This window comes from Pseudomonas sp. SJZ131 (assembly GCF_007828705.1).
In the GTDB taxonomy this organism is placed as follows: domain Bacteria; phylum Pseudomonadota; class Gammaproteobacteria; order Pseudomonadales; family Pseudomonadaceae; genus Aquipseudomonas; species Aquipseudomonas prosekii.
The window spans coordinates 192,141-216,197 of record NZ_VIVC01000002.1; the positions used below are offsets into that span (position 1 = coordinate 192,141).

19 protein-coding genes are annotated in these 24,057 nt (G+C 60.8%); 13 read left to right on the forward strand and 6 right to left on the reverse strand.

All coding sequences use genetic code 11. The annotated features are described in order from the left end of the window. The first annotated feature begins 3 nt into the window (after positions 1 to 3). The 7 genes from FBY12_RS07720 to FBY12_RS07750 all read left to right on the forward strand — a co-directional run bounded on the left by FBY12_RS07720 (position 4) and on the right by FBY12_RS07750 (position 9,623). The gene (locus FBY12_RS07720; RefSeq protein ID WP_145252516.1) at positions 4 to 1,731 is read left to right on the forward strand and encodes an ABC transporter ATP-binding protein/permease; all 1,728 of its coding nucleotides are present in this window, start codon (positions 4 to 6) and stop codon (positions 1,729 to 1,731) included. 99 nt (positions 1,732 to 1,830) lie between these two features. Beyond that, positions 1,831 to 2,580, forward strand: a complete 750-nt coding sequence (locus FBY12_RS07725) for a FadR/GntR family transcriptional regulator (protein WP_178076522.1) — start codon at positions 1,831 to 1,833, stop codon at positions 2,578 to 2,580. 405 nt (positions 2,581 to 2,985) lie between these two features. Continuing rightward, positions 2,986 to 3,897, forward strand: coding sequence for a 5-dehydro-4-deoxyglucarate dehydratase (gene kdgD, locus FBY12_RS07730; RefSeq protein ID WP_121733594.1), 912 nt, complete (start codon positions 2,986 to 2,988; stop codon positions 3,895 to 3,897). 72 nt (positions 3,898 to 3,969) lie between these two features. Continuing rightward, positions 3,970 to 5,415, forward strand: coding sequence for an aldehyde dehydrogenase family protein (locus tag FBY12_RS07735; protein WP_145252517.1), 1,446 nt, complete (start codon positions 3,970 to 3,972; stop codon positions 5,413 to 5,415). A gap of 154 nt (positions 5,416 to 5,569) precedes the next feature. Then, positions 5,570 to 6,934, forward strand: a complete 1,365-nt coding sequence (locus FBY12_RS07740) for an MFS transporter (protein ID WP_092273343.1) — start codon at positions 5,570 to 5,572, stop codon at positions 6,932 to 6,934. An 11-nt stretch (positions 6,935 to 6,945) separates the two neighbouring features. Continuing rightward, positions 6,946 to 8,499, forward strand: coding sequence for a galactarate dehydratase (gene garD / locus FBY12_RS07745; RefSeq protein WP_145252518.1), 1,554 nt, complete (start codon positions 6,946 to 6,948; stop codon positions 8,497 to 8,499). 182 nt (positions 8,500 to 8,681) lie between these two features. Next, positions 8,682 to 9,623: an AEC family transporter gene (locus FBY12_RS07750; RefSeq protein WP_145252519.1), complete on the forward strand. Its 942-nt coding sequence runs from the start codon at positions 8,682 to 8,684 to the stop codon at positions 9,621 to 9,623. 129 nt (positions 9,624 to 9,752) lie between these two features. Here the strand turns inward: FBY12_RS07750 and FBY12_RS07755 are convergent, their stop codons facing one another. From FBY12_RS07755 to gatC, 6 genes are all read right to left on the reverse strand, one after another. Continuing rightward, a complete protein-coding gene (locus FBY12_RS07755; RefSeq protein ID WP_145252520.1) occupies positions 9,753 to 10,133 on the reverse strand; it encodes a carboxymuconolactone decarboxylase family protein in 381 nt (126 codons plus the stop codon). After that, positions 10,130 to 11,191 carry a calcium/sodium antiporter gene (locus tag FBY12_RS07760; protein WP_145252521.1) on the reverse strand — a complete coding sequence of 354 codons (1,062 nt, stop codon included), beginning with the start codon at positions 11,189 to 11,191 and terminating at the stop codon, positions 10,130 to 10,132. Before FBY12_RS07760 ends, FBY12_RS07755 begins: the two co-directional genes overlap by 4 nt. Positions 11,192 to 11,237: 46 nt before the next feature. Further along, positions 11,238 to 11,621: a septal ring lytic transglycosylase RlpA family protein gene (locus tag FBY12_RS07765; protein WP_121733589.1), complete on the reverse strand. Its 384-nt coding sequence runs from the start codon at positions 11,619 to 11,621 to the stop codon at positions 11,238 to 11,240. 148 nt (positions 11,622 to 11,769) lie between these two features. Continuing rightward, a complete protein-coding gene (gene gatB / locus FBY12_RS07770; protein WP_145252522.1) occupies positions 11,770 to 13,215 on the reverse strand; it encodes an Asp-tRNA(Asn)/Glu-tRNA(Gln) amidotransferase subunit GatB in 1,446 nt (481 codons plus the stop codon). 10 nt (positions 13,216 to 13,225) lie between these two features. Next, positions 13,226 to 14,677 (reverse strand): Asp-tRNA(Asn)/Glu-tRNA(Gln) amidotransferase subunit GatA, encoded by a 1,452-nt coding sequence (gatA, locus tag FBY12_RS07775; protein WP_121733587.1) that lies wholly within the window; start codon positions 14,675 to 14,677, stop codon positions 13,226 to 13,228. 16 nt (positions 14,678 to 14,693) lie between these two features. Continuing rightward, on the reverse strand, positions 14,694 to 14,981 hold the full coding sequence (gene gatC, locus FBY12_RS07780) for an Asp-tRNA(Asn)/Glu-tRNA(Gln) amidotransferase subunit GatC (RefSeq protein ID WP_007976465.1): 288 nt from the start codon (positions 14,979 to 14,981) through the stop codon (positions 14,694 to 14,696). A 210-nt stretch (positions 14,982 to 15,191) separates the two neighbouring features. Between gatC and mreB the strand changes: the two genes are divergently transcribed. The 6 genes from mreB to FBY12_RS07810 all read left to right on the forward strand — a co-directional run bounded on the left by mreB (position 15,192) and on the right by FBY12_RS07810 (position 24,040). Further along, positions 15,192 to 16,229: a rod shape-determining protein MreB gene (mreB, locus tag FBY12_RS07785; protein ID WP_002555108.1), complete on the forward strand. Its 1,038-nt coding sequence runs from the start codon at positions 15,192 to 15,194 to the stop codon at positions 16,227 to 16,229. A gap of 142 nt (positions 16,230 to 16,371) precedes the next feature. Further along, on the forward strand, positions 16,372 to 17,514 hold the full coding sequence (gene mreC, locus FBY12_RS07790) for a rod shape-determining protein MreC (protein ID WP_145252523.1): 1,143 nt from the start codon (positions 16,372 to 16,374) through the stop codon (positions 17,512 to 17,514). After that, entirely contained in the window at positions 17,514 to 18,005 is a 492-nt protein-coding gene (gene mreD / locus FBY12_RS07795; RefSeq protein ID WP_092273316.1) for a rod shape-determining protein MreD, read from the forward strand. The genes mreC and mreD overlap by 1 nt, the downstream gene beginning before the upstream one ends. A gap of 44 nt (positions 18,006 to 18,049) precedes the next feature. Next, complete coding sequence (locus FBY12_RS07800; protein WP_145252524.1) at positions 18,050 to 18,646, forward strand: nucleoside triphosphate pyrophosphatase; 597 nt, start codon at positions 18,050 to 18,052, stop codon at positions 18,644 to 18,646. Positions 18,647 to 18,703: 57 nt separating this feature from the next. Continuing rightward, positions 18,704 to 20,161 carry a ribonuclease G gene (gene rng / locus FBY12_RS07805; protein ID WP_092273311.1) on the forward strand — a complete coding sequence of 486 codons (1,458 nt, stop codon included), beginning with the start codon at positions 18,704 to 18,706 and terminating at the stop codon, positions 20,159 to 20,161. A gap of 75 nt (positions 20,162 to 20,236) precedes the next feature. After that, positions 20,237 to 24,040, forward strand: a complete 3,804-nt coding sequence (locus FBY12_RS07810; RefSeq protein ID WP_145252525.1) for a YhdP family protein — start codon at positions 20,237 to 20,239, stop codon at positions 24,038 to 24,040. Positions 24,041 to 24,057 lie beyond the last annotated feature (17 nt).

Genomic DNA, 24,057 nt, shown 5'->3' on the forward strand with positions numbered 1-24,057 from the left:
TTCATGAAGCAGAACGCTGAATATTCCGCGGTCAATGATGCTGTGCGCGGGCAGTTTTTTCGCAAAGTCTGGGCGATGATCACGCCGTACTGGCGCAGTGAAGAGAAAGGCAAGGCGTGGACGCTGCTGATCGCGGTGATTGTGCTGTCGCTGTTCAGTGTGGCGATTTCGGTGTGGATCAACAGTTGGTACAAGGATTTCTACAACGCCTTGCAGAAAAAGGATGAGGCCGCGTTCTGGCAACTGATCCTGTATTTCTGCGGCATTGCGACGCTGGCGATTCTCGGCGCGGTGTACCGCTTGTACCTGACGCAGATGCTGACCATTCGCTGGCGTGCCTGGCTCACCGAAAAGCATTTCGCCCGTTGGCTCGGGCACAAGAATTACTACCAGTTGGAGCAGGGCGGTTACACCGATAACCCCGACCAGCGGATTTCCGAAGACCTCAATACATTCACCTCAAACACCCTGGAACTGGGCATCGGTTTGCTGCGCAACATTGTCAGCCTGGTGTCCTTCTCGATTATTTTGTGGGGCGTTTCGGGCAGCATTGAAGTGTTTGGCATCACCATTCCTGGCTACATGTTCTGGTGTGTGCTGGTGTATGCGGTGATCGGCAGTTGGCTGACACACCTGATCGGTCGTCGCTTGATCGGTTTGAACAATCAGCAACAACGCTTCGAAGCCGACCTGCGTTTCTCCATGGTGCGGATTCGCGAGAACGCCGAAAGCATCGCCCTGTACAACGGCGAGCCCAACGAGAACCGCCGTTTGAGCGACCGTTTCGGTCTGATCTGGCACAACTTCTGGGACATCATGAAGGTGTCCAAGCGTCTGACTTTCTTCACTTCCGGTTACAGCCAAGCGGCGATCATCTTTCCGTTCATGGTCGCGGCGCCGCGTTATTTCGCGGGCAAGATCGAACTTGGTGAGTTGATGCAGATCAGTTCGGCGTTCGGCAATGTGCAGGAGAGTTTCAGCTGGTTTATCAGCGCGTATCAGAACCTCGCGGCATGGCGCGCGACGTGCGATCGGCTGTTGAGTTTCCGTGAAGCGATGAGCGATAACGAAGAACGTCTGCCGGCCATCGACGTGCAGAATCAGGGTTCGGCGCTGCGGGTCAGTAACCTCGGCCTCGACCTGGCGGACGGTCGTCACTTGCTGACCAGCGCCGACATGACCGTGGAGCAGGGCGAGCGCGTGATGCTCAGCGGCCGTTCCGGCAGCGGTAAATCGACGTTGCTGCGGGCGATGGGGCATTTGTGGCCAGCGGGCCACGGCAGCATCCGGCTGCCGGCGGCGCGTTATCTGTTCTTGCCGCAAAAACCGTATCTGCCGATTGGCACGTTGCGCGAAGTGCTGAATTATCCACAGGCCAGCGACGCCTATGCGCCGCAGCGTTATGCACAGGTGCTGGAAACCTGCCGCTTGCCGCATCTGGTGGCGCGGCTGGACGAGGCCAATCACTGGCAGCGCATGTTGTCGCCGGGTGAGCAGCAACGGCTGGCCTTCGCCCGCGCGCTATTGTTTGCGCCGCAATGGCTGTACATGGACGAAGCCACCTCGGCGATGGATGAAGAGGATGAGGCGACGTTGTATCAGGCATTGATCGATGAAATCCCCGGGTTGAGCATCGTCAGCGTCGGCCATCGCAGCAGTTTGAAGCGTTTCCACCCACGCCATGTTCGTATCGACAACGGGCGATTGGCGGAGCAAGCCGTAATCGCCTAGGCACTGGGATCCCCTGTGGGAGCGGGGGCGGTGGTGATCGTACAACCGCCTTGAGCTATGATGCGGTTTCCGCCGACATTTTCGAGACAGACGTTCACCATGGAAAACCCGATCGACGCACCTCGCCTCCCGCGCAAGCGCCGCAGCCTCGCTCAGGAACTGGTGACGGTGCTGTCCGAGCAGATCCGCGACGGCCAACTCAAACGTGGCGACAAGTTGCCTACCGAGTCGGCGATCATGGACGCGCATGGCGTCAGCCGCACCGTGGTGCGCGAGGCGATTTCCCGTTTGCAGGCCGCCGGGCAGGTTGAAACCCGCCATGGCATCGGCACCTTTGTTCTCGATACGCCGAGCCCGAGCGGCTTTCGCATCGACCCGGCGACCGTCGTCACGTTGCGGGATGTGTTGGCGATTCTCGAATTACGCATCAGCCTGGAAGTGGAATCCGCCGGGCTCGCCGCGCAACGCCGCAGCGCCGAGCAATTGGGCCTGATGCGTGCCGCGCTGGACGCGCTCAACGAAAGCGCCGCGCACGCCAGCGATGCGGTGGCGTCGGACTTCCAGTTTCACTTGCAAATTGCGTTGTCGACTGGCAACCGCTATTTCACCGACATCATGACCCACCTCGGCACCAGCATCATTCCGCGCACCCGGCTGAACTCGGCGCGCCTGGCGCATGACGATCAGCAGCATTACATGAGCCGCCTGAGCCGCGAGCACGAGGAAATCTACGACGCCATCGCCCGTCAGGATTCCGATGCCGCGCGCGCCGCCATGCGCCTGCACCTGACCAACAGCCGCGAACGCCTGCGCCATGCGCACGAAGAAGCCGAGGCGCAACGCGGCTGATAGCGTGTCGTCTGCCAAGACGCCTTCGCGAGCAGGCTCACTCCTACAAGGGAATGCATTTCAACTGTAGGAGCGAGCCTGCTCGCGATGGGGACCGCTGCCTGTCATCTCTCTGGCATTTACCCACTGAGCGCTCGATCGGCACACATCAGCTAGTTGCACTTCAACTCAACCGCAACTCACATTTTATACTCCTCCGACAACCTACGACCCGCGCAAACACACCTCTAGAGCGCGTTATCGCCGCCCGCGCCCTTATTCAATCACCCTCGTCCACCCCTAATTTCCGCACACAGCGATGAAATGCAGTTGACGGTTTTATTTTAGGTTGTACGATGACCTACAACTTCGGCGAAGGCTGAACGGTTTTCTCACACAAACGTTGTTACCCAGGGTGTTCGAATAATGAATCCACAAGAACTGAAGTCCATCCTCTCTTCCGGCCTGCTGTCTTTCCCGGTTACCGATTTCAATGCACAGGGCGATTTCCATCGCGCTGGCTACATCAAACGTCTCGAATGGCTGGCCCCATACGGCGCCTCGGCGCTGTTCGCCGCGGGCGGCACCGGTGAGTTTTTCTCTCTGGCGGCCAGCGAATATTCGGAAATCATCAAGACTGCCGTCGACACCTGCGAAACCAGCGTGCCGATTCTGGCTGGCGTTGGCGGTTCGACTCGTCAAGCCATCGAATACGCACAGGAAGCCGAGCGTCTGGGCGCCAAAGGCTTGTTGCTGCTGCCGCACTACCTGACCGAAGCGAGCCAGGACGGGGTTGCCGCCCACGTTGAAGCCGTGTGCAAATCGGTAAAAATCGGCGTCGTCGTCTACAACCGCAACGTTTGCCGCCTCACCGCACCGCTGCTGGAACAACTGGCCGAGCGCTGCCCGAACCTGATCGGCTACAAGGATGGCCTGGGCGATATCGAGTTGATGGTGTCGATCCGTCGCCGCCTCGGTGATCGCTTCAGCTATCTCGGTGGTTTGCCGACCGCCGAAGTCTACGCCGCCGCTTACAAGGCGCTGGGCGTGCCGGTCTACTCCTCGGCGGTGTTCAACTTCATTCCGAAAACCGCGATGGATTTCTACCACGCCATTGCCCGCGAAGATCACGCCACCGTCGGCAAGATCATCGATGACTTCTTCCTGCCGTACCTCGACATCCGTAACCGCAAATCCGGTTACGCCGTGAGCATCGTCAAGGCTGGGGCAAAAATTGCCGGCTATGACGCAGGCCCGGTTCGGGCGCCTTTGACTGACCTGACCGGCGCAGAGTACGAAATGCTCGCCGCGCTGATCGACAAGCAAGGTGCGCAATAACACATCCGATCAATAAGGCCGCTGAGTGATCAGCGGCCTTTTGGGTCTGGAGTTCTTTTAAGGGGAAAGCCCGTGGCAGATGCAAAACGCTTTGATAACTACATCAACGGTGAATGGGTGGCGGGCAGCGAATACTGCGCCAACATCAACCCGTCCGAACTGACCGACACCATCGGCGAATACGCCAAGGCTGACCTGGCCCAGGTGCACGCCGCCATCGACGCCGCCCGCGCCGCCTTCCCGGCGTGGTCGACTTCCGGCATTCAGGCTCGCCACGACTCGCTGGACAAAGTCGGCAGCGAAATCCTCGCCCGTCGCGAAGAGCTCGGCACGTTGCTGGCCCGTGAAGAGGGCAAGACCCTGCCTGAAGCCATCGGCGAAGTGACCCGCGCCGGTAACATCTTCAAATTCTTCGCCGGTGAAACCCTGCGTCTGTCCGGCGATTACCTGCCGTCGGTGCGTCCGGGCGTCAACGTTGAAGTCACTCGCGAAGCATTGGGCGTGGTTGGCCTGATCACCCCGTGGAACTTCCCGATCGCCATTCCGGCCTGGAAAATCGCCCCGGCCCTCGCTTACGGTAACTGCGTCGTGCTGAAACCGGCGGATCTGGTGCCGGGTTGCGCTTGGGCGCTGGCCGAAATCATCTCCCGCGCAGGCTTCCCGGCCGGCGTGTTCAACCTGGTGATGGGCAGCGGTCGGGTGGTTGGCGATGCGCTGGTGCAGAGCCCGAAAGTCGACGGCATCAGCTTCACCGGTTCGGTCGGCGTCGGTCGTCAGATCGCCGTCAGCTGCGTCTCGCGCCAAGCGAAAGTGCAACTGGAAATGGGTGGCAAAAACCCGCAGATCATTCTCGACGACGCCGACCTCAAGCAAGCGGTCGAGTTGTCGGTGCAGAGTGCGTTCTACTCCACCGGTCAGCGTTGCACGGCGTCGAGCCGCTTCATCGTCACCGCCGGGATTCACGACAAGTTCGTGGAAGCCGTGGCTGAGCGCATGAAGTCGATCAAGGTCGGCCACGCGCTGAAATCCGGCACCGACATTGGTCCAGTGGTTTCGCAAGCGCAGCTTGAACAAGACATGAAGTACATCGACATCGGCCAGTCCGAAGGTGCGCGTCTGGTCAGCGGCGGTGGTCTGGTGACCTGCGACACCGAGGGTTATTACCTGGCGCCAACGCTGTTCGCCGACAGCGAAGCGGCGATGCGCATCAGCCGTGAAGAGATTTTCGGCCCGGTGGCCAACGTGGTCCGCGTGGCGGATTACGAAGCGGCACTGGCCATGGCCAACGACACCGAATTCGGTCTGTCGGCGGGCATCGCCACCATGTCGTTGAAGTACGCCAACCACTTCAAACGCCACTCCCAGGCCGGGATGGTGATGGTCAATCTGCCGACTGCCGGCGTCGATTACCACGTTCCATTCGGTGGCCGTAAAGGCTCGTCGTACGGTTCGCGCGAGCAAGGTCGCTACGCGCAAGAGTTCTACACCGTGGTGAAAACCAGCTACATCGGCTCCTGATACACCGCAATACCTGTGGGAGCTGGCCTGCCAGCGATGGCATCACCTCGGTGTGACTGACATACCGAGGTGCCCGCATCGCCGGCAGGCCAGCTCCCACAGAACACAAAAAGATTCACCCGCGCATAAAAATAATCAGTGGGAGTACATCTACATGCAAGCGACCAAGCCGACTCACGTCCGCTATTTGATTTTGCTCATGCTTTTTCTGGTGACCACGATCAACTACGCCGACCGGGCCACTATCGCCATCGCGGGCTCCAGCCTGCAAAAAGACCTCGGCATCGACGCGGTCACCCTCGGTTACATCTTCTCTGCATTCGGTTGGGCCTACGTGGCCGGGCAAATTCCCGGTGGCTGGCTGCTCGATCGGTTCGGCTCGAAAAAAGTCTACGCGCTAAGCATTTTCACCTGGTCGCTGTTCACCGTGCTGCAGGGCTACGTCGGTGAATTCGGCATGTCCACCGCGATTGTCGCGCTGTTCATGCTGCGCTTTCTGGTGGGCCTGGCCGAAGCGCCATCCTTCCCCGGCAACGCGCGCATCGTTGCGGCGTGGTTCCCGACCGCTGAACGCGGCACCGCCTCGGCGATCTTCAACTCGGCGCAATACTTTGCCACCGTGTTGTTCGCACCGCTGATGGGCTGGATCGTCTACAGCTTCGGCTGGCAGCACGTATTCATCGTCATGGGGCTGATCGGCATCGTCTTCTCGGGGATCTGGCTCAAGGTTATCCACAGCCCGCGCCAACACCCGATGATCAACGAAGCCGAGTTCAAGCACATCGCCGACAACGGCGGCATGGTCGACATGGACCAGGACAAAGGCAAAGGCAAAAAAGTCGACGGGCCGAAGTGGGATTACATTCGCCAGTTGCTGACCAACCGCATGATGCTCGGCGTTTACCTGGGCCAATACTGCATCAACGGCATCACCTATTTCTTCCTGACCTGGTTCCCGGTGTACCTCGTACAAGAACGCGGCATGACCATTCTCAAGGCCGGTTTCATTGCCTCGTTGCCGGCAATCTGCGGGTTTATCGGTGGTGTGCTTGGCGGGGTGATTTCCGATTACCTGCTGCGCAAAGGCCATTCCCTGACCTTCGCCCGCAAGGCGCCGATCATTGCCGGTTTGCTGGTGTCGAGCAGCATCGTCGCGTGCAACTACGTTGATGTGGAATGGATGGTCGTCGGCTTCATGGCCCTCGCTTTCTTCGGCAAAGGCGTTGGCGCACTGGGCTGGGCGGTGGTGTCCGACACCTCGCCGAAACAGATTGCCGGCCTGAGCGGTGGTTTGTTCAACACCTTCGGCAACATCGCCTCGATCACCACGCCGATCGTCATCGGCTACATCATCAGCTCCACCGGTTCGTTCAAATGGGCGCTGGTGTTTGTCGGTTGCAACGCGCTGGTCGCGGTGTTCAGCTACTTGGTGATCGTCGGTCCGATCAAACGTGTGGTGCTCAAAGAGCCGCCAACCACTGGTCCTGAACTGACCAAATTAACCGAAGCGCATTCCTGAGGAGCGGCGTCATGCAGTTGATTGAACATTCCGACTCGCCGCGCTACATCCGCCTGCACCCGCGGGACAACGTAGTGATCGTGGTCAATGACCAAGGCGTACCGGCCGGCACAGAATTCCCCGACGGTCTGGTGACTGTGGATTTCGTGCCGCAGAGCCACAAAGTCACGCTCGAGGACATCCCCGAGGGCGGCCTGGTGATTCGTTACGGCCAGACTATCGGCTACGCGTTGCAGCCGATTCCGCGTGGCAGTTGGGTCAAGGAAGATCAACTGCGCATGCCCACCGCGCCACCGCTGGACAGCCTGCCGCTGTCCACCGATGTGCCGGCGACGCAGGCACCGCTGGAAGGCTTCACGTTCGAGGGTTATCGCAACGCCGACGGCACCGTCGGCACGCGCAATATTCTCGGCATCACCACCACGGTGCAGTGCGTCACCGGCGTGCTCGACCATGCGGTCAAACGCATCAAGGATGAGTTGCTGCCGCACTACCCGAATGTCGATGACGTGGTGGCGCTGACCCACAGTTATGGCTGCGGCGTGGCGATTACCGCCACCGACGCCTACATCCCGATTCGCACCGTGCGCAATCTGGCGCGCAACCCGAACCTGGGCGGCGAAGCTTTGGTGATCAGCCTCGGTTGCGAGAAATTGCAGGCCGGGCAGGTGATGCACGAGAACGACAGCTCGGTGGATTTGAGCGATCCGTGGCTGTATCGCTTGCAGGATTCGAGTCACGGTTTCACCGAAATGATCGAGCAGATCATGGCGCTGGCCGAAACCCGTCTGAAGAAGCTCGATCAACGGCGCCGTGAAACCGTGCCGGCGTCCGAGTTGATCCTCGGCATGCAGTGCGGCGGCAGCGATGCGTTCTCCGGCATCACCGCCAACCCGGCGCTGGGTTATGCCTCGGACCTGCTGCTGCGCGCAGGCGCGACGGTGATGTTTTCCGAAGTCACCGAGGTGCGCGACGCGATTTACCTGCTGACTTCGCGTGCGGAAACAGAAGAGGTCGCTCAGGAACTGGTGCGCGAAATGGACTGGTACGACCGTTACCTGGCCAAGGGCGAAGCGGACCGCAGCGCCAATACCACGCCGGGCAACAAGAAGGGCGGGTTGTCGAACATTGTCGAAAAGTCGCTGGGCTCGATCGTCAAATCCGGCAGCAGCGCAATCAACGGCGTGCTTGGTCCGGGTGAACGCTTCAAGCGCAAAGGGCTGATTTTTTGCGCAACCCCGGCGAGTGATTTTGTCTGCGGCACGTTGCAATTGGCGGCGGGGATGAACCTGCACGTGTTCACCACCGGGCGCGGCACGCCTTACGGTTTGGCGATGGCGCCGGTGGTGAAGGTATCGACGCGGACCGAATTGGCGCAGCGCTGGCCGGACCTGATCGACATCGATGCCGGGCGCATTGCCACCGGGCGCGCGTCAATCGAGGACCTCGGCTGGGAGTTGTTCCACTACTACCTGGACGTCGCCAGCGGCAAGAAACAGACGTGGGCCGAGCAGCACAAGCTGTACAACGACATCACGTTGTTCAATCCGGCGCCGATCACTTAAGACCGCGTTATCGTTCTTCGCGGGCAAGCCTCGCTCCTACAGGTCTGCGTCGTACCCAACGACGTGAACGGCACAAATCTGTAGGAGCCAGGCTTGCCCGCGAAGGCGGCCGACCAGACGCCGAGGGACTTGCTGGCTTATCATTAGCCCCCTAACGACGCCCACCCCCAAGGTCTCCCGGCATGCTGGCTATTTTTCTCGAAACCCTGAACATCACCGCGCCGGTGTTTGCCATGCTGTTTCTCGGTGTGCTGCTCAAGCGCATCAACTGGATCAACGACAATTTCATTCACACAGCGTCGGCCCTGGTGTTCAACGTCACCATGCCGGCGTTGCTGTTTCTCGGCATCTTGCACGCGGACCTGCACGCCGCGCTGCAACCGGCGCTGCTGATCTACTTCTCCGTCGCCACCCTCGTTTGCTTCGCCATCGCCTGGGGCTGGGCGATCTTCAAATGCCCGCGTGAAGATCGCGGCATCTATACCCAAGGCGCGTTTCGCGGCAACAACGGCGTGATCGGTCTGGCGCTGGCGGCGAGCATGTACGGCGACTACGGGATTTCCCTCGGGGCGATTCTCGCGGCGCTGGTCATTCTCTTCTACAACACGCTGTCGACCATCGTGCTCGCGGTGTACAGCCCGGTGATCAAGTCCGATCCGTGGAGCATCTGCAAAAGCGTGATGGCCAACCCGCTGATCGTCAGCGTGTTTGCCGCAGCGCCGTTTGCCTATTTCAAGATCGGTCTGCCGGGCTGGCTGGAAACCTCCGGCCAATACCTGGCGCAAACCACACTGCCGCTGGCGTTGATCTGCATTGGCGGCACCTTGTCGCTGGCGGCGTTGCGCAAAAGCGGCAACATGGCGCTGAGTTCGAGCCTGGTGAAGATGATCGGTTTGCCGGTGCTGGCGACGGTGGGCGCGTGGCTCTGGGGCTTTCGTGGCGCGGAGCTGGGGATTCTGTTTCTGTACTTCGGCAGCCCGACGGCGGCGGCGAGTTTTGTCATGGCGCGTCAGGCCAATGGCAACCATGAACTGGCGGCGGCGATTATCGTGATTACAACGCTGATGGCGGCGGTGACCACCAATATCGGGATCTTTGTGTTGCAGTGGGGTGGGTGGATTTAACCCCAATATTTGCGCAGTTCTTCAGGGCCTCATCGCGAGCAGGCTCACTCCCACATTTGGAATGCATTCCCCTGTGGGAGTGAGCCTGCTCGCGATAGCAATCTTTCTAACGCTGCAAACGCCAAGCTGTTAATCCGGCTTCTGGTAAGTGTCGATCACTTCCTGCGCCGCCCGAAACGCATCCACCGCCGCCGGCACACCCGCGTACACCGCGCAATGCAGCAGTGCTTCGCGGATCTCTTCCACGGTGCAACCGTTGTTCAGCGCACCGCGCACGTGACCTTTCAGCTCTTGCGGGCACTTCAACGCGGTCAGCGCCGCGAGGGTGATCAAACTGCGGGTTTTCAGCGGCAGACCTTCGCGATTCCACACGCTGCCCCACGCGTGCTCATTGACGAAATCCTGCAGCGGCTGGCTGAACTCGGTGGCATTGCCGAGCGCGCGGTCAACGAATGCATCGCCCATCACTTGACGGCGCACTTCAACGCCGGGCTTCTTCTGGTCGGTCATGGCACATCCTTCTTGTGGTGTTGGCGACGCCAGGCGCGCAGCGACGTGAACAGCAAAAACGCCACCAGCGCCGGCAGGACGAAAATCAGCATCAGGTGTTCAAGCTTGCCGGCCAGCGGCATGCCCGTGGTAAACGACACCACGTGCAGCCCGTACGCCAGGTACAAACCGAGAAACAGCAGGCCTTCGGCGCGCGTCACTCGGTAACCGGAATAGAACACCGGCAGGCACAGCACGGCGACGCCGAGCATCACCGGCAAGTCGAAATCCAGCGCGTTCGGCGACACCGACAGCGGCGCGGGCGCCACCAGCGCGGTCAAACCGAGCACGCCGAGAAGATTGAACAAATTGCTGCCGATCACGTTGCCCACGGCAATTTCGCGTTGCCCGCGCAATGCGGCAATCAGCGACGTGGCGAGCACCGGCAATGAAGTGCTGATCGCCACTACGGTCAGGCCGATAATCCGCTCCGACAAACCGAGGTCGGTCGCCACCGACACTGCGGCGCCGAGCAACAAATGCCCGGCATACACCAACATCGCCAGCCCGGCGACGATCATCAGCAGGCTGCTGACCCACGGTGCGCGTGGCGTTGTCGGCTGACTCGAATGCGGGCGCGCGGAATGCTGCGACTGGCGCAGCAACAATCCCAGATACAACACCAGCGCGGCGAGCAGGATGATGCCGTCGGTGCGGCTCAGTTCTTCGTTCCAAGCCAGTAAACACACGAGCAGGCTGGCGCCGATCATCAGCGGAATATCCAGCCGCACCACTTGACGCGACACGCGCAGCGGGATGATCAGCGCCGACAGACCGAGGATCACGAGGATGTTGAAGATGCTGCTGCCGATCACGCTGCCGACGGCGATGTCTTGGTTATGCGCGAGCATGGCTTGCAGGCTGACGGCCATTTGCGGCGCGCTGCTGCCGAGGGCGACGATGGTCAGGCCGATGATCAGCGGCCGCACATGCAGGCGCGCGGCCAGGCGCACGGCGGCGCGCACCATCAGTTCGGCGCCGGCGATCAGTAGGAGCAGGCCGCCGAGCAGTTCGAGCACGCTCAGCAGCGGGATGTCGGTTAATCCGTAGATGATTCGCGCTCCATCAGTCGTCCAGCGCCTGCACGCGAACCTTCGCGGTGCCACTGCGCAACATGCCCAGGCGCTCGGCGGCGGCGTGGGACACGTCGATCAGGCGCCCACGGGTGTGCGGGCCGCGATCATTAATGCGCACCACGCAGGATTTGTCATTGTTCAGGTTGGTGATCTTCACCCGGGTGCCGAAAGGTAATTGGCGATGGGCGGCGGTCAGGGAATTCTTGTTGAAACGCTCGCCGCTGGCGGTGCGTTTGCCTTGATGCCGAGCGCCGTAATAAGACGCGGAGCCGGTTTTGTCGTAACCGTGCGGGTCGATGATGCCGTCACTGGCGCAACCTGGCAGCAGGCCGACCAGAGCGAGCAGGGCGCAGGCGCCGAACAGACGCTTCATTCAGTGGTTTCCCAATACAAATATGGGAGCGAGCTTGCTCGCGATAGCGTCCTGGCAGCCAACTCATTGTTGAATGTCGAATCGCTATCGCGAGCAAGCTCGCTCCCACAGGGGGTGGAGCCAGGCATGACATCTGGCTCCATTTCGATCAGCCTTCGAGCTTGCTTTTCAGCAGTTCGTTGACCTGTTGCGGGTTGGCCTTGCCTTTGGAGGCTTTCATGGCCTGGCCGACGAAGAAGCCGAACATTTTGCCGCGCTTGGCTTCGTCTGCCGCGCGGTATTGTTCAACTTGCTCGGCGTTGGCCGCGAGCATTTCGTCGAGCACCGCCGAGATCGCGCCGCTGTCGGTGACTTGCTTCAAGCCGCGCTTCTCGATGATCTCGTCGGCGCTGCCTTCGCCGTTGGCCATCGCTTCAAACACAACCTTGGCGATCTTGCCGGAGATCGTGTTATCGGTGATGCGCAACAACATGCCGCCCAGTTGCTCGGCGGAAACCGGCGACTGATCAATGTCCAGGCCCTGTTTGTTCAGCAAGCTGCCCAATTCAACCATCACCCAGTTGGCCGCCAGTTTGGCGTCGCCGCCGATGCTCGCGACTTTCTCGAAGTAATCGGCTTGCTCGCGGCTGGTGGCGAGGACGCTGGCGTCATACACCGACAGGCCGAATTGCGCCTGGAAACGCTCGCGTTTTTGCGGCGGCAATTCCGGCAAAGTCGAGCGCACGTCGTCGAGGAACGAATCCTCGATGACCACCGGCAACAGGTCCGGATCGGGGAAGTAACGGTAATCGTTGGCTTCCTCTTTGCTGCGCATCGGACGGGTTTCGTCCTTGTTCGGATCGTACAGACGGGTCTGCTGGATCACTTTGCCGCCGTCTTCGATCAGCTCGATCTGGCGACGCACTTCGCTGTTGATCGCCTTCTCGATGAAGCGGAACGAGTTGACGTTCTTGATCTCGCAGCGCGTGCCGAACTCGACCTGGCCTTTCGGGCGGATCGACACGTTGCAGTCGCAACGCAGCGAACCTTCGGCCATGTTGCCGTCGCAAATGCCCAGGTAACGCACCAGCGCGTGGACGGTTTTGACGTAGGCCACGGCTTCCTTGGCGCTGCGCATGTCCGGCTCGGAAACGATTTCCAGCAGCGGCGTGCCGGCACGGTTCAAGTCGATGCCGGTGGCGCCGTTGAATTCTTCGTGCAGGCTTTTACCGGCGTCTTCTTCCAGGTGCGCACGGGTTACGCCGACACGTTTGATCGTGCCGTCTTCCATGGCGATGTCCAAATGGCCCTTGCCGACGATCGGCAGTTCCATCTGGCTGATCTGATAACCCTTCGGCAGGTCCGGGTAGAAGTAGTTTTTACGCGCGAACACGTTGTGCTGGCCGATCTCGGCGTCAATCGCCAAGCCGAACATCACCGCCATGCGCACCGCTTCCTGGTTCAGCACCGGCAGCACGCCGGGCATGCCCAGGTCGACGAGGCTCGCCTGAGTGTTCGGCTCGGAACCGAAGGTGGTGGAACTACCGGAAAAGATTTTCGACCGGGTGGTGAGCTGGGTATGAATCTCCAGCCCGATCACGACTTCCCATTGCATGTGTTTCTCCTCAGAAGCCGGTTGGGGTGCGGGTGTGCCAGTCAGTGTTCAACTGATACTGGTGCGCAACGTTGAGCAAACGGCCTTCCTGGAAATACGGGGCGAGCAATTGCACGCCGACCGGCAGACCGTCGACAAAACCGGCCGGCATCGACAGACCCGGCAGGCCCGCGAGGTTGGCGGTGATGGTGTAGACGTCTTCCAGATAGGCAGCGACCGGGTCGCTGTTCTTCGCGCCAAGCTTCCAGGCCGGGTTCGGCGTGGTTGGGCCGAGGATGATGTCGACCTCATTAAAAGCCGCCATGAAGTCGTTCTTCACCAGACGACGGATCTTCTGCGCTTTCAGGTAGTAGGCGTCGTAGTAGCCGGCCGACAGCGCGTAGGCGCCGACCATGATCCGGCGCTGCACTTCGGCGCCAAAACCTTCACCACGGGAACGCTTGTACAGGTCTTCGAGGCTTTTCGGGTCTTCGCAGCGATGGCCGAAACGCACGCCGTCGAAACGCGACAGGTTGGAGGAGGCTTCTGCAGGCGCGATCACGTAATACGCAGGAATCGCGTGCTGCATGTTCGGCAGGCTGATTTCCTTGATCACAGCGCCGAGCTTTTCCAGCTCCTTGACGCTGTTGTGGATCAGCTCGGCGATGCGCGGGTCGAGACCGGCGCTGAAGTATTCCTTCGGCACGCCGATGCGCAGGCCTTGCAACGAGGTGCTGAGGCTGGCGCTGTAATCCGGCACCGGTTCGTCAATGCTGGTGGAATCGTTGGCATCAAAACCGGCCATGCCTTGCAGCAGGATTGCGCAGTCTTCGGCAGTGCGCGCCAACGGGCCGCCCTGGTCGAGGCTGGACGCGTAGGCAATCATGCCCCAGCGCGACACACGACCGTAGGTCGGTTTCAGGCCGGTGAGGTTGGTGAACGCTGCCGGTTGGCGGATCGAGCCGCCGGTGTCGGTAGCGGTCGCCGCTGGCAACAGGCGCGCGGCAACCGCGGCCGCCGAACCACCGGACGAACCGCCCGGCACGTGTTCCAGGTTCCACGGGTTTTTCACCGCGCCGTAGTAGCTCGACTCGTTGGCCGAACCCATGGCGAATTCGTCCATGTTGGTCTTGCCCAGCGTCACGGCGCCGGCCGCAGCCAGTTTGGCGACGACGGTGGCGTCGTACGGTGCCTTGAAGTTGTCGAGCATCTTCGAGCCGCAGCTGGTGCGAATGCCCTGAGTGCAGAACAGATCCTTGTGGGCGATCGGCGCACCGAGCAGGGCGCCGCTCTCACCATTGGCGCGGCGCACGTCAGCGGCTTTCGCCTGCTGCAGCGCCAGGTCTTCGGTGAGGCTGATGAAGCTGTTGAGCTGAGGATCGAGCTGGGCGATGCGCGCCAGCAGGACTTTGGTCAGCTCTTCGGAAGAAAACTTTTTATCGGCGAGTCCGCGGGCGATCTCGGCCAGAGTCATTTGATGCATTGCAGGCTCTTTCCCTTTAGTCGATGACTTTCGGAACCAGGTACAGGCCGTTTTCGACCGCTGGTGCGATGGACTGATAGGCCTCGCGATTATTGGTCTCGGTCACCACGTCTGCGCGCAGGCGTTGGCTGGCTTCCAGTGGGTGGGCCAGCGGCTCGATACCGTCGGTATTGACCGCCTGCATTTCGTCGACCAGCCCGAGAATGCTGTTCAGGGCCGAAGTGATGTGTGGAAGATCGGCATCATTCAGGCCAAGGCAGGCCAGATGAGCGATTTTTTCCACGTCGGAGCGTTCAAGCGCCATGGGATTCTCCAGTGGAAAACAGAACGGACGGCGTCCGTGTGTTAGATTGTCGGAACACTACCGCATTTCTACGGTCATAAGGCCGCGATTGTGGGGGTTGGTGCACAGAAAAGCGGCCAATTTAACATATTGGCGCCTTGCCCAAAATCCCTGTCGTTGTTAGAGTTTGCCGCACTTTTTTACCCACGCGTTGCCTAGGGTCCCTTTCCCATGTTCAAGAAACTGCGTGGCATGTTTTCCAGCGATCTTTCCATTGACCTGGGCACTGCCAACACCCTTATTTACGTGCGCGAGCGCGGTATCGTTCTGAATGAGCCATCGGTTGTGGCCATTCGGACACACGGTAATCAGAAAAGTGTCGTTGCTGTCGGCACCGAGGCCAAGCGCATGCTCGGCCGTACGCCGGGCAACATTGCCGCCATTCGTCCGATGAAAGATGGCGTTATCGCCGACTTCAGCGTCTGCGAAAAGATGCTGCAGTACTTTATCAACAAGGTTCACGAAAACAGCTTTCTGCAGCCTAGCCCTCGTGTGCTGATCTGCGTTCCATGCAAATCGACCCAGGTCGAGCGTCGCGCCATCCGCGAATCGGCTCTCGGCGCCGGTGCCCGTGAAGTGTTCCTGATCGAAGAGCCAATGGCTGCTGCGATCGGTGCCGGCCTGCCGGTTGAAGAAGCCCGCGGCTCGATGGTTGTCGATATCGGTGGCGGTACCACTGAAATCGCCCTGATCTCCCTCAACGGTGTGGTTTACGCCGAATCTGTACGGGTTGGCGGCGACCGCTTCGACGAAGCGATCATCACTTATGTGCGTCGCAACTACGGCAGCCTGATTGGCGAATCCACCGCCGAACGCATCAAGCAGGAAATCGGCACAGCCTACCCGGGCGGCGAAGTCCGTGAAGTCGACGTCCGTGGCCGTAACCTGGCCGAAGGCGTGCCGCGCGCATTCACCCTGAACTCCAATGAAGTGCTGGAAGCTCTGCAAGAGTCGCTGGCGACCATCGTTCAGGCAGTGAAAAGCGCGCTGGAGCAATCGCCGCCGGAACTGGCTTCCGATATCGCCGAGCGTGGTCTGGTGCTGACCGGTGGTGGCGCGCTGTTGCGTGACCTCGACAAGTTGCTGGCCCAGGAAACCGGTCTGCCGGTGATCGTTGCCGAAGATCCGCTGACCTGTGTGGCTCGCGGCGGTGGCCGTGCCCTGGAAATGATGGATAAACACACCATGGACCTGCTCTCCAGCGAATAAGTCGTTGGTTTGCCTCTATGCTGTTGGCGCTCAGGCAGCACTTTGCAGTGCTGCCTGTTGGCGTTTATCTTCTGTCAGTCTGCATCCAGGCCGGTTTGATGCCGTATGAATAAAGAGAACATTTGCCTGGGAGGAGCGGCCTATTAAACCGCTCTTCACCAAAGGCCCCTCACTGGGCGTGCGCTTGTTGGTGCTGGTCGTGCTGTCGGTCGCGCTGATGGTGGTCGATGCCCGCTTCACACTGCTCAAGCCAGTGCGTAGCCAAATGTCGCTGGTGCTGATGCAGTCTTACTGGATCACCGACCTGCCGCAGCGGCTATGGCAAGGTGTGGCCAGCCAGTTTGGCAGCCGTACCGAACTGGTCGCCGAGAACGAAAAACTCAAGACCGAAAACCTGCTGCTGCAGGGTCGCATGCAAAAGCTTGCCGCCCTCACCGAGCAGAACGTTCGGCTGCGCGAATTGCTCAATTCCTCCGCGCTGGTCAACGAGAAGGTCGAAGTCGCCGAGTTGATCGGCATGGACCCCAACCCGTTTACCCATCGCATCATCATCAACAAGGGTGAGCGCGACGGTGTGGTCCTCGGTCAGCCGGTGCTCGATGCGCGCGGCCTGATGGGCCAGGTGGTCGAGTTGATGCCGTACACCTCCCGCGTGTTGTTGCTGACCGACACCACTCACAGCATTCCGGTGCAAGTGAACCGCAACGGTCTGCGCGCGATTGCCAGCGGCACCGGCAACCCGGAACGCCTGGAATTGCGTCACGTCGCCGATACTGCCGACATCAAGGAAGGCGATTTGCTGGTCAGCTCCGGCCTCGGTCAGCGTTTCCCGGCGGGTTATCCGGTGGCGACGGTCAAGGAAGTGATCCACGATTCCGGCCAGCCGTTCGCGATCGTCCGCGCCGTGCCGACCGCCGCGTTGAACCGCAGCCGCTACTTGCTGCTGGTGTTCAGCGATGGCCGCACTGCTGAAGAACGCGCCAACGAAGCCGCGCAGGCCCAGGAAACGCTGGACCAGTACGGCGGCGGACCGATGATCCCAAGCACGGTGCCAAGACCTGCGCCGACCGCCGCACCTGCCGCCGCACCCGCAGCCACTGCACCCGCCGCCGCTGCACCTGCAACCGCGACACCAGCAGCCGCCACGCCAGCAGCGGCAACTCCGGCCAAACCGCCGGCGGCCACCCGCGCGACCAAACCACCTGCCTCGCAACCGGCCGTCACCAAGCCGCCAGCTGCCAAACCGCCTGTCTCTGCACCGGCCACCACTTGGGGAAGAGAATAATGGCCGGTGCTACTTCATCGCGTAACGGCTGGATCGTCTGGCTAACCTTCGCCATCGGGCTGCTGCTCAGCGTTTCGCCGCTGCCGCAATTCATGGAAATTCTTCGTCCGCTGTGGCTGGCCCTGCTGCTGGCGTTCTGGGCGCTGGCCTTGCCGCAGAAAGTCGGGATGGTCACCGCATGGTGCCTGGGGCTGGCCGAAGACGTGCTCTACGGCACGTTGCTTGGGCAGAACGCGTTGATCCTGACGCTGATCACGTTCCTCGTGTTGTCGCTGCAACAACGCCTGCGAATGTTCCCGATGTGGCAGCAATGCCTGGTGATCCTGGTGATCTTTGGCCTCGCGCAATTGGTCCAGTTGTGGCTCAGCGCCCTGACCGGCAACCGCCAGCCAACGCTGGCGCTGGTGCTCCCGGCACTGGTCAGCGCGCTGCTCTGGCCATGGATCAGCTTCGGTTTGCGCGGCTTGCGTCGGCGTTACAAAATCAACTAATTCGGTCAGGCATTTGCCCGCACCTCGACAAGGGAGATGTCTTGATGAAAACGTTGTACCTCGCCTCAGGCTCGCCGCGTCGGCGTGAACTGCTCACGCAGATCGGCGTGCCGTTCTCCGTCATCAGCGCGGACATCGATGAAACCCCTCTGAACCACGAAACCCCATCGGCTTATGTCGAGCGTTTGGCGCGCGGCAAAGCCGAGGCCGGGCGTCGCACGCTCGATTCTGCCGCAGCGTGTTGCGTATTGGGCGCCGACACCGCCGTGGTGCTGGACAACAAAATTCTCGGCAAACCAGTGGACGAAGCCGAGGCGTGCGCCATGCTTAAGCTGTTGTCCGGGCGTGAGCATGAAGTGCTGACCGCCGTGGCGGTGCTGGATGGCGAGCGTTGCGAGTCGCTGGTGGTGCGCAGTCTGGTGCGGTTCCGCCCGATCAGCGCCGAGCAGGCTGCTGCCTACTGGGCCAGCGGCGAACCCCGGGACAAGGCCGGCGGTTATGGCATTCAAGGGCTGGGCGCAGTATTTGTCGCCGGGCTCAATGGCAGCTATTCGGCGGTGGTCGGATTGCCGTTGTGCGAAACCGCAGAACTCCTCGGCCATTTCGGCATACCCTGTTGGCAAACCCCTAACGCGCGCTGAGCGTCGTACTGACTAGATGCGGCCATTATCGTGAACATGCCTGAACGAGAACCTGCCATGAGTGAAGAGATTCTGATCAACATCACGCCGATGGAATCGCGCGTGGCGGTGGTCGAAAACGGTGTTCTGCAAGAGGTTCATGTCGAACGCACGCAAAAGCGCGGGATCGTCGGCAACATCTATAAAGGCAAGGTTGTGCGGGTTTTGCCAGGCATGCAGGCAGCCTTCGTTGATATTGGCCTGGACCGCGCCGCGTTCATTCATGCCTCGGAAATCTCCCTGCGCGAAGGGCCGGCGGTCGAAAGCATCAGCAGTCTGGTTCACGAAGGTCAGAGCCTGGTCGTCCAGGTCACCAAAGATCCGATCGGCTCCAAAGGCGCGCGTCTGACCACGCAGTTGTCCATCCCGTCGCGTTATCTGGTGTATATGCCGCGCACCGCGCACGTCGGCATTTCCCTGAAAATTGAAGACGAGGGCGAGCGCGAACGCCTCAAGCAAGTGGTCACCGATTGCGTGGCCAAGGAAGGGATCAAGGAGGCCGGCGGTTTCATCCTGCGCACTGCCGCCGAAGGCGCAGGCGCCGAGGAAATCCTCATGGACATCCGCTACCTGCGGCGTTTGTGGGACCAGATCAACGACCAGATCAAAACCATCGGCGCGCCAAGCGTGATCTACGAAGACCTCGGCTTGGCGTTGCGCACCTTGCGCGATCTGGTCAGCCCGAAGATCGAGAAGATCCGCATCGACTCGCGGGAAACCTTCCAGAAAACCACGCAGTTCGTCGCCGAATTGATGCCGGAAATCGCTGACCGCCTCGAGCATTACCCCGGCGAGCGGCCGATTTTTGACCTGTACGGCGTCGAAGATGAAATCCAGAAAGCCCTGGAGCGCAAAGTCCCGTTGAAGTCCGGTGGCTATCTGGTGGTCGATCCAGCGGAAGCCATGAGCACCATCGACGTCAACACCGGGGCGTTCGTCGGCCATCGCAACCTCGAAGAAACCATCTTCAAGACCAACCTCGAGGCCGCCACCGCGATTGCCCGCCAACTGCGCCTGCGCAACCTCGGCGGAATCATCATCATCGACTTCATCGACATGGAAGACGAAGAGCACCAGCGCCAGGTCTTGCGCACGCTGGAGAAACAGCTGGAGCGCGATCACGCCAAGACCAACATCATCGGCATCACCGAGTTGGGCCTGGTGCAAATGACCCGCAAGCGCACCCGCGAGAGTCTCGAACAAGTGCTGTGCGAGCCGTGCAGCAGTTGCCAGGGGCGCGGCAAGTTGAAAACCCCGGAAACCGTCTGCTACGAGATTTTCCGCGAAATCCTCCGCGAGGCCCGCGCTTATCAGGCTGAAGGCTATCGGGTATTGGCGAATCAGAAAGTCGTCGATCGCTTGCTCGACGAAGAGTCGGGCAACGTCGCCGAGCTCGAAGGATTTATCGGTCGGACCATTCGTTTTCAGGTCGAAACCATGTATTCGCAGGAACAATACGACGTGGTGCTGCTCTGAACCTCCAGGTTTCACCGCGACTAGATCGGCTGGCCTCAGCTTTTTGCAGAACTTTTGCCATGGGAGCCAACTGACATGGACCGTCTGACACGCATTTTGGCTGCACTGACCCGCAGGGGGCTGGGCCTGTGCGCGTTGGTTCTGGTGCTGCTGGCGTTGTATGTCAGCCTCGGCCGCGAACTGACGCCGCTGGTGGCTGAATACCGCGCGGCCATCGAAACCAAAGCCACCGAAGCGCTGGGCATGCCCCTGCAAATCGGTGCGCTCGAAGGAAACTGGAGCGGCTTTGCGCCGATTCTGCTCGCGCATGACGTCACCGTTGGCGCCGGCACCAATGCCTTGCGGCTGGACAATGTGCGCGTGGTGCCCAATCTCTGGGCCAGCCTGTTGGCCCGCGAAGTTCGCATTGCGCACCTTGAGCTGAATGGCCTGAAGATCAGCCTCAAGGAAGGCGCGGACGGCAAATGGGCACTGGAAGGTCTGCCGATAAAAGACGATCAGCCGCTCGACCCGGAGCAACTGCTCAAGCGCATGCAAATGGTCGAACAGCTGTCGGTGCTCGACAGCCAGGTCACGCTGCAACCGCTCGACCATCCGCCGCTGACGTTCACCTATGTCGGCCTGAACCTGAAAACCGGCGCGTCGCGGCAACGTCTCGATGCGCGCCTGACCCTGCCCGATGGTCAACCGGTCGCCATGAGCCTGCGCACCCGCGTGCGCGCCAACGCGTGGAAGGACGGCAAGGCTGATGCCTATGTCAGCCTGCCGCAAAGCGACTGGTCGAAATGGTTGCCCGAGCGCCTGACCCAGCAGTGGAATTTCTCCGAACTGAAGGCGGGCGGTGAGGTGTGGCTGAACTGGGGCGAGGGCACCGTGCAAAGCGCGGCGATTCGTCTGAACGCCCCGCAACTCAAGGGCGCCTACGCCGAACGCAAGCCGATCCAGATCAACAATCTGGCGCTCAACGCTTATTTCCAGCGCAGCAGCGAGGGCGCGTTGCTGACCCTCGATTCGCTGTCGATGAACCTCGGCGACACGCGCTGGGAAACTCATCTGCAAATCAAACAAAGCGTCGCCAGCGGTACAGAGCAGGAGCTTTGGCACCTGCAAGCGGATCGCCTCGATTTGACCCCGCTGACGCCGTTGATCAACGCGCTGGGCCCGCTGCCGCAAGGCGTGGCCACCGCCGTCGAAAAACTCAAAGTGACCGGCGCGTTGCGCAATGTGCTGCTGGATATGCGTCCCTACGCCACCGACGACAGCAAATTCAGTTTCGCCGCGAATCTGGAGCGGGTCGGCTTCGACGCCTACCACGGTGCTCCGGCGGCGCGAAATGTCAGCGGCAGCATCAGCGGCGACCTCGGTCACGGCGAGCTGCGCATGGACAGCAAAGACTTCGTCCTGCACCTGGACCCGATTTTCGCCAAGCCATGGCAATACATTCAGGCCAATGCGCGGCTGACCTGGAAGCTCGATAAAGAAGGTTTCACCCTCGTCGCGCCGTACCTCAAGGTGCTCGGCGAAGAGGGCAAGATTGCTGGCGATTTCCTGATTCGCCTGCACTCCGACCACACTCAGGAAGACTACATGGACCTGCGCGTCGGTCTGGTCGAGGGCGACGGCAAATACACCGCCAAGTACCTGCCCACGGTGCTCAGCCCGGCGCTTGATGAATGGCTGCGCACGGCGATTCTCAAAGGCGCGGTGGATGAAGGTTTCTTCCAGTACCAAGGCTCGCTGAACCACGGGGCGGCGGATACCGCGCGCAGCATCAGCCTGTTTTTCAAGGTCCACGACGCCGAACTGGCCTTCCAGCCAGGCTGGCCGCACGTCAGCAAAGTCAGTGGCGACGTGTTCATCGAAGACAGCGGCGTGCGCATTCTGGCCAGCAAGGGCCAGTTGCTCGACACCCAGGTGCGCGATGTTTACGTCAACATCCCCCACGCGCCGGCCGGGCAAAACGTGCACATGTTCCTCGACGGCGCATTCGCCGGCGGTTTGGGCGATGGTTTGAAAATCCTCCAGCAAGCGCCGATTGGCACCGCCGAGACCTTCGCCGGTTGGGAAGGTGAGGGCGATCTGCAAGGCAAACTGAAGCTGGATATTCCGCTGGCCAAAGGCGATCAACCGAATATTCTGGTCGACTTCAAAACCGCCAAGGCCCGGCTGAAACTGGCTGAGCCGGCGCTGGAACTGACGCAGCTCAAGGGCGATTTCCGGTTCGACAGCAACAAGGGTTTGAGCGGGCAGAACATCAGCGCACGTGCTTTCGACAAACCGGTGACCGCGCAGATTTTCGCCGATGGCAGCCCGGGCAAACTCGATACGCGAGTCGCCGCTTCCGGTCAGGTCGAGGTCAAAAAGCTCACTGACTGGCTCGCCGTGACTCAGCCGTTGCCAGTCTCCGGCACCATTCCCTATCAGCTGCAATTGAACCTGAATGGCGCCGACAGCCAGTTGATCGTCAGCTCTAACCTGCAAGGCGTCGCGGTGGATTTGCCGGCGCCGTTCGGCATGGCCGCCGATGTCGGGCGCGACACAGTATTCCGCATGACCCTGCAAGGGCCGGAGCGGCGTTATTGGGTGACCTACGGCGATCTGGCGAATTTCACTTTCGCTTCGCCGCCGGGCAATTTTGCCGACGGTCGTGGTGAGTTGTTCCTCGGTGCCGGCAATGCCGTGCTGCCCTCCAGCAAAGGCTTGCGCGTCAGCGGCGTGTTGTCCGAATTGGACGTCGGGCCGTGGAAGGCCTTGGCGGATAAATACGCCGGCCAGGATCCGGGTGGCAGCGCCAAGCAGTTGCTCAGCGGCGCGGATTTCAAGGTCGGCAAGCTCAGCGGCATCGGCACCACGCTGAATCAGGCCTCGGTACAACTGAACCGCAAACCGGCGATGTGGGCGTTGCAGCTCGACAGCCAACAGGTGAAGGGCAGCGCGACGATCCCCGACGCGAAAGCCGCGCCGATTGCGATCAATCTGCAATACGTGAAGTTGCCCGCTCCCGACCCGACTGCGCTGGCCGACGAAAACTCGCCGGACCCGCTGGCGGACGTCGACCCGACGAAGATTCCAGCGCTGGATATCACCATCAATCAACTGTTCCAGGGCAATGACCTGGTCGGCGCGTGGTCGCTGAAAGTGCGCCCGACCGCCAAAGGCATCGCCCTCAACACGCTGGACATGGGCCTCAAAGGCATTCTGTTGCAAGGCAGCGGCGGCTGGGAAGGCACGCCGGGCGCGACCAATAGTTGGTACAAGGGGCGGATCAGCGGCAAGAACCTCGCCGATGTATTGAAGGGCTGGGGTTTTGCGCCGAGCGTGACCAGTGAAGAATTTCATATGGACGTCGATGGCCGCTGGCCCGGCTCGCCGGCGTGGGTCGCGACCAAGCGCTTCTCCGGCAGCCTCGACGCCTCGCTGAATAAAGGACAGTTCGTCGAAGTCGAGGGCAGCGCTCAGGCATTGCGCGTGTTCGGCCTGCTCAACTTCAATTCGATTGGCCGCCGTTTGCGCCTGGACTTCTCCGATCTGTTCGGCAAAGGCTTGAGCTACGACCGGGTCAAAGGCCTGCTGGTGGCGAGCAACGGCGTCTATGTGACGCGCGAGCCGATCCTGATGACCGGTCCGTCGAGCAATATCGAACTCAATGGCACGTTGAATCTGGTTGAAGACAAGGTCGATGCCAAGTTGCTGGTGACCTTGCCGGTGACCAATAACCTGCCGATTGCCGCGCTGATCGTCGGCGCCCCGGCCATTGGCGGCGCGCTTTTCCTGATCGACAAGCTGATCGGCGACCGCGTGGCCCGTTTCGCCAGCGTCAAATACACCGTCAAAGGCCCGTGGAAAGAACCGAAAATCACCTTCGAGAAGCCTTTTTGAGAATTTTCCCCCGGGTT

Bases quoted from the DNA above. Each gene is read 5' to 3' on its own strand.
- FBY12_RS07720 (WP_145252516.1), top strand. From the start codon at position 4: ATGAAGCAGAACGCTGAATATTCCGCGGTCAATGATGCTGTGCGCGGG.
- FBY12_RS07750 (WP_145252519.1), top strand. From the start codon at position 8,682: ATGCTGGCTATTTTTCTCGAAACCCTGAACATCACCGCGCCGGTGTTT.
- gatC (WP_007976465.1), bottom strand. From the start codon at position 14,981: ATGGCGCTTGAACGCTCCGACGTGGAAAAAATCGCTCATCTGGCCTGC.
- mreD (WP_092273316.1), top strand. From the start codon at position 17,514: ATGGCCGGTGCTACTTCATCGCGTAACGGCTGGATCGTCTGGCTAACC.
- FBY12_RS07755 (WP_145252520.1), bottom strand. From the start codon at position 10,133: ATGACCGACCAGAAGAAGCCCGGCGTTGAAGTGCGCCGTCAAGTGATG.
- mreB (WP_002555108.1), top strand. From the start codon at position 15,192: ATGTTCAAGAAACTGCGTGGCATGTTTTCCAGCGATCTTTCCATTGAC.
- garD (WP_145252518.1), top strand. From the start codon at position 6,946: ATGCAGTTGATTGAACATTCCGACTCGCCGCGCTACATCCGCCTGCAC.
- gatB (WP_145252522.1), bottom strand. From the start codon at position 13,215: ATGCAATGGGAAGTCGTGATCGGGCTGGAGATTCATACCCAGCTCACC.
- FBY12_RS07740 (WP_092273343.1), top strand. From the start codon at position 5,570: ATGCAAGCGACCAAGCCGACTCACGTCCGCTATTTGATTTTGCTCATG.
- FBY12_RS07725 (WP_178076522.1), top strand. From the start codon at position 1,831: ATGGAAAACCCGATCGACGCACCTCGCCTCCCGCGCAAGCGCCGCAGC.
- gatA (WP_121733587.1), bottom strand. From the start codon at position 14,677: ATGCATCAAATGACTCTGGCCGAGATCGCCCGCGGACTCGCCGATAAA.
- FBY12_RS07800 (WP_145252524.1), top strand. From the start codon at position 18,050: ATGAAAACGTTGTACCTCGCCTCAGGCTCGCCGCGTCGGCGTGAACTG.
- FBY12_RS07810 (WP_145252525.1), top strand. From the start codon at position 20,237: ATGGACCGTCTGACACGCATTTTGGCTGCACTGACCCGCAGGGGGCTG.
- rng (WP_092273311.1), top strand. From the start codon at position 18,704: ATGAGTGAAGAGATTCTGATCAACATCACGCCGATGGAATCGCGCGTG.
- kdgD (WP_121733594.1), top strand. From the start codon at position 2,986: ATGAATCCACAAGAACTGAAGTCCATCCTCTCTTCCGGCCTGCTGTCT.
- FBY12_RS07765 (WP_121733589.1), bottom strand. From the start codon at position 11,621: ATGAAGCGTCTGTTCGGCGCCTGCGCCCTGCTCGCTCTGGTCGGCCTG.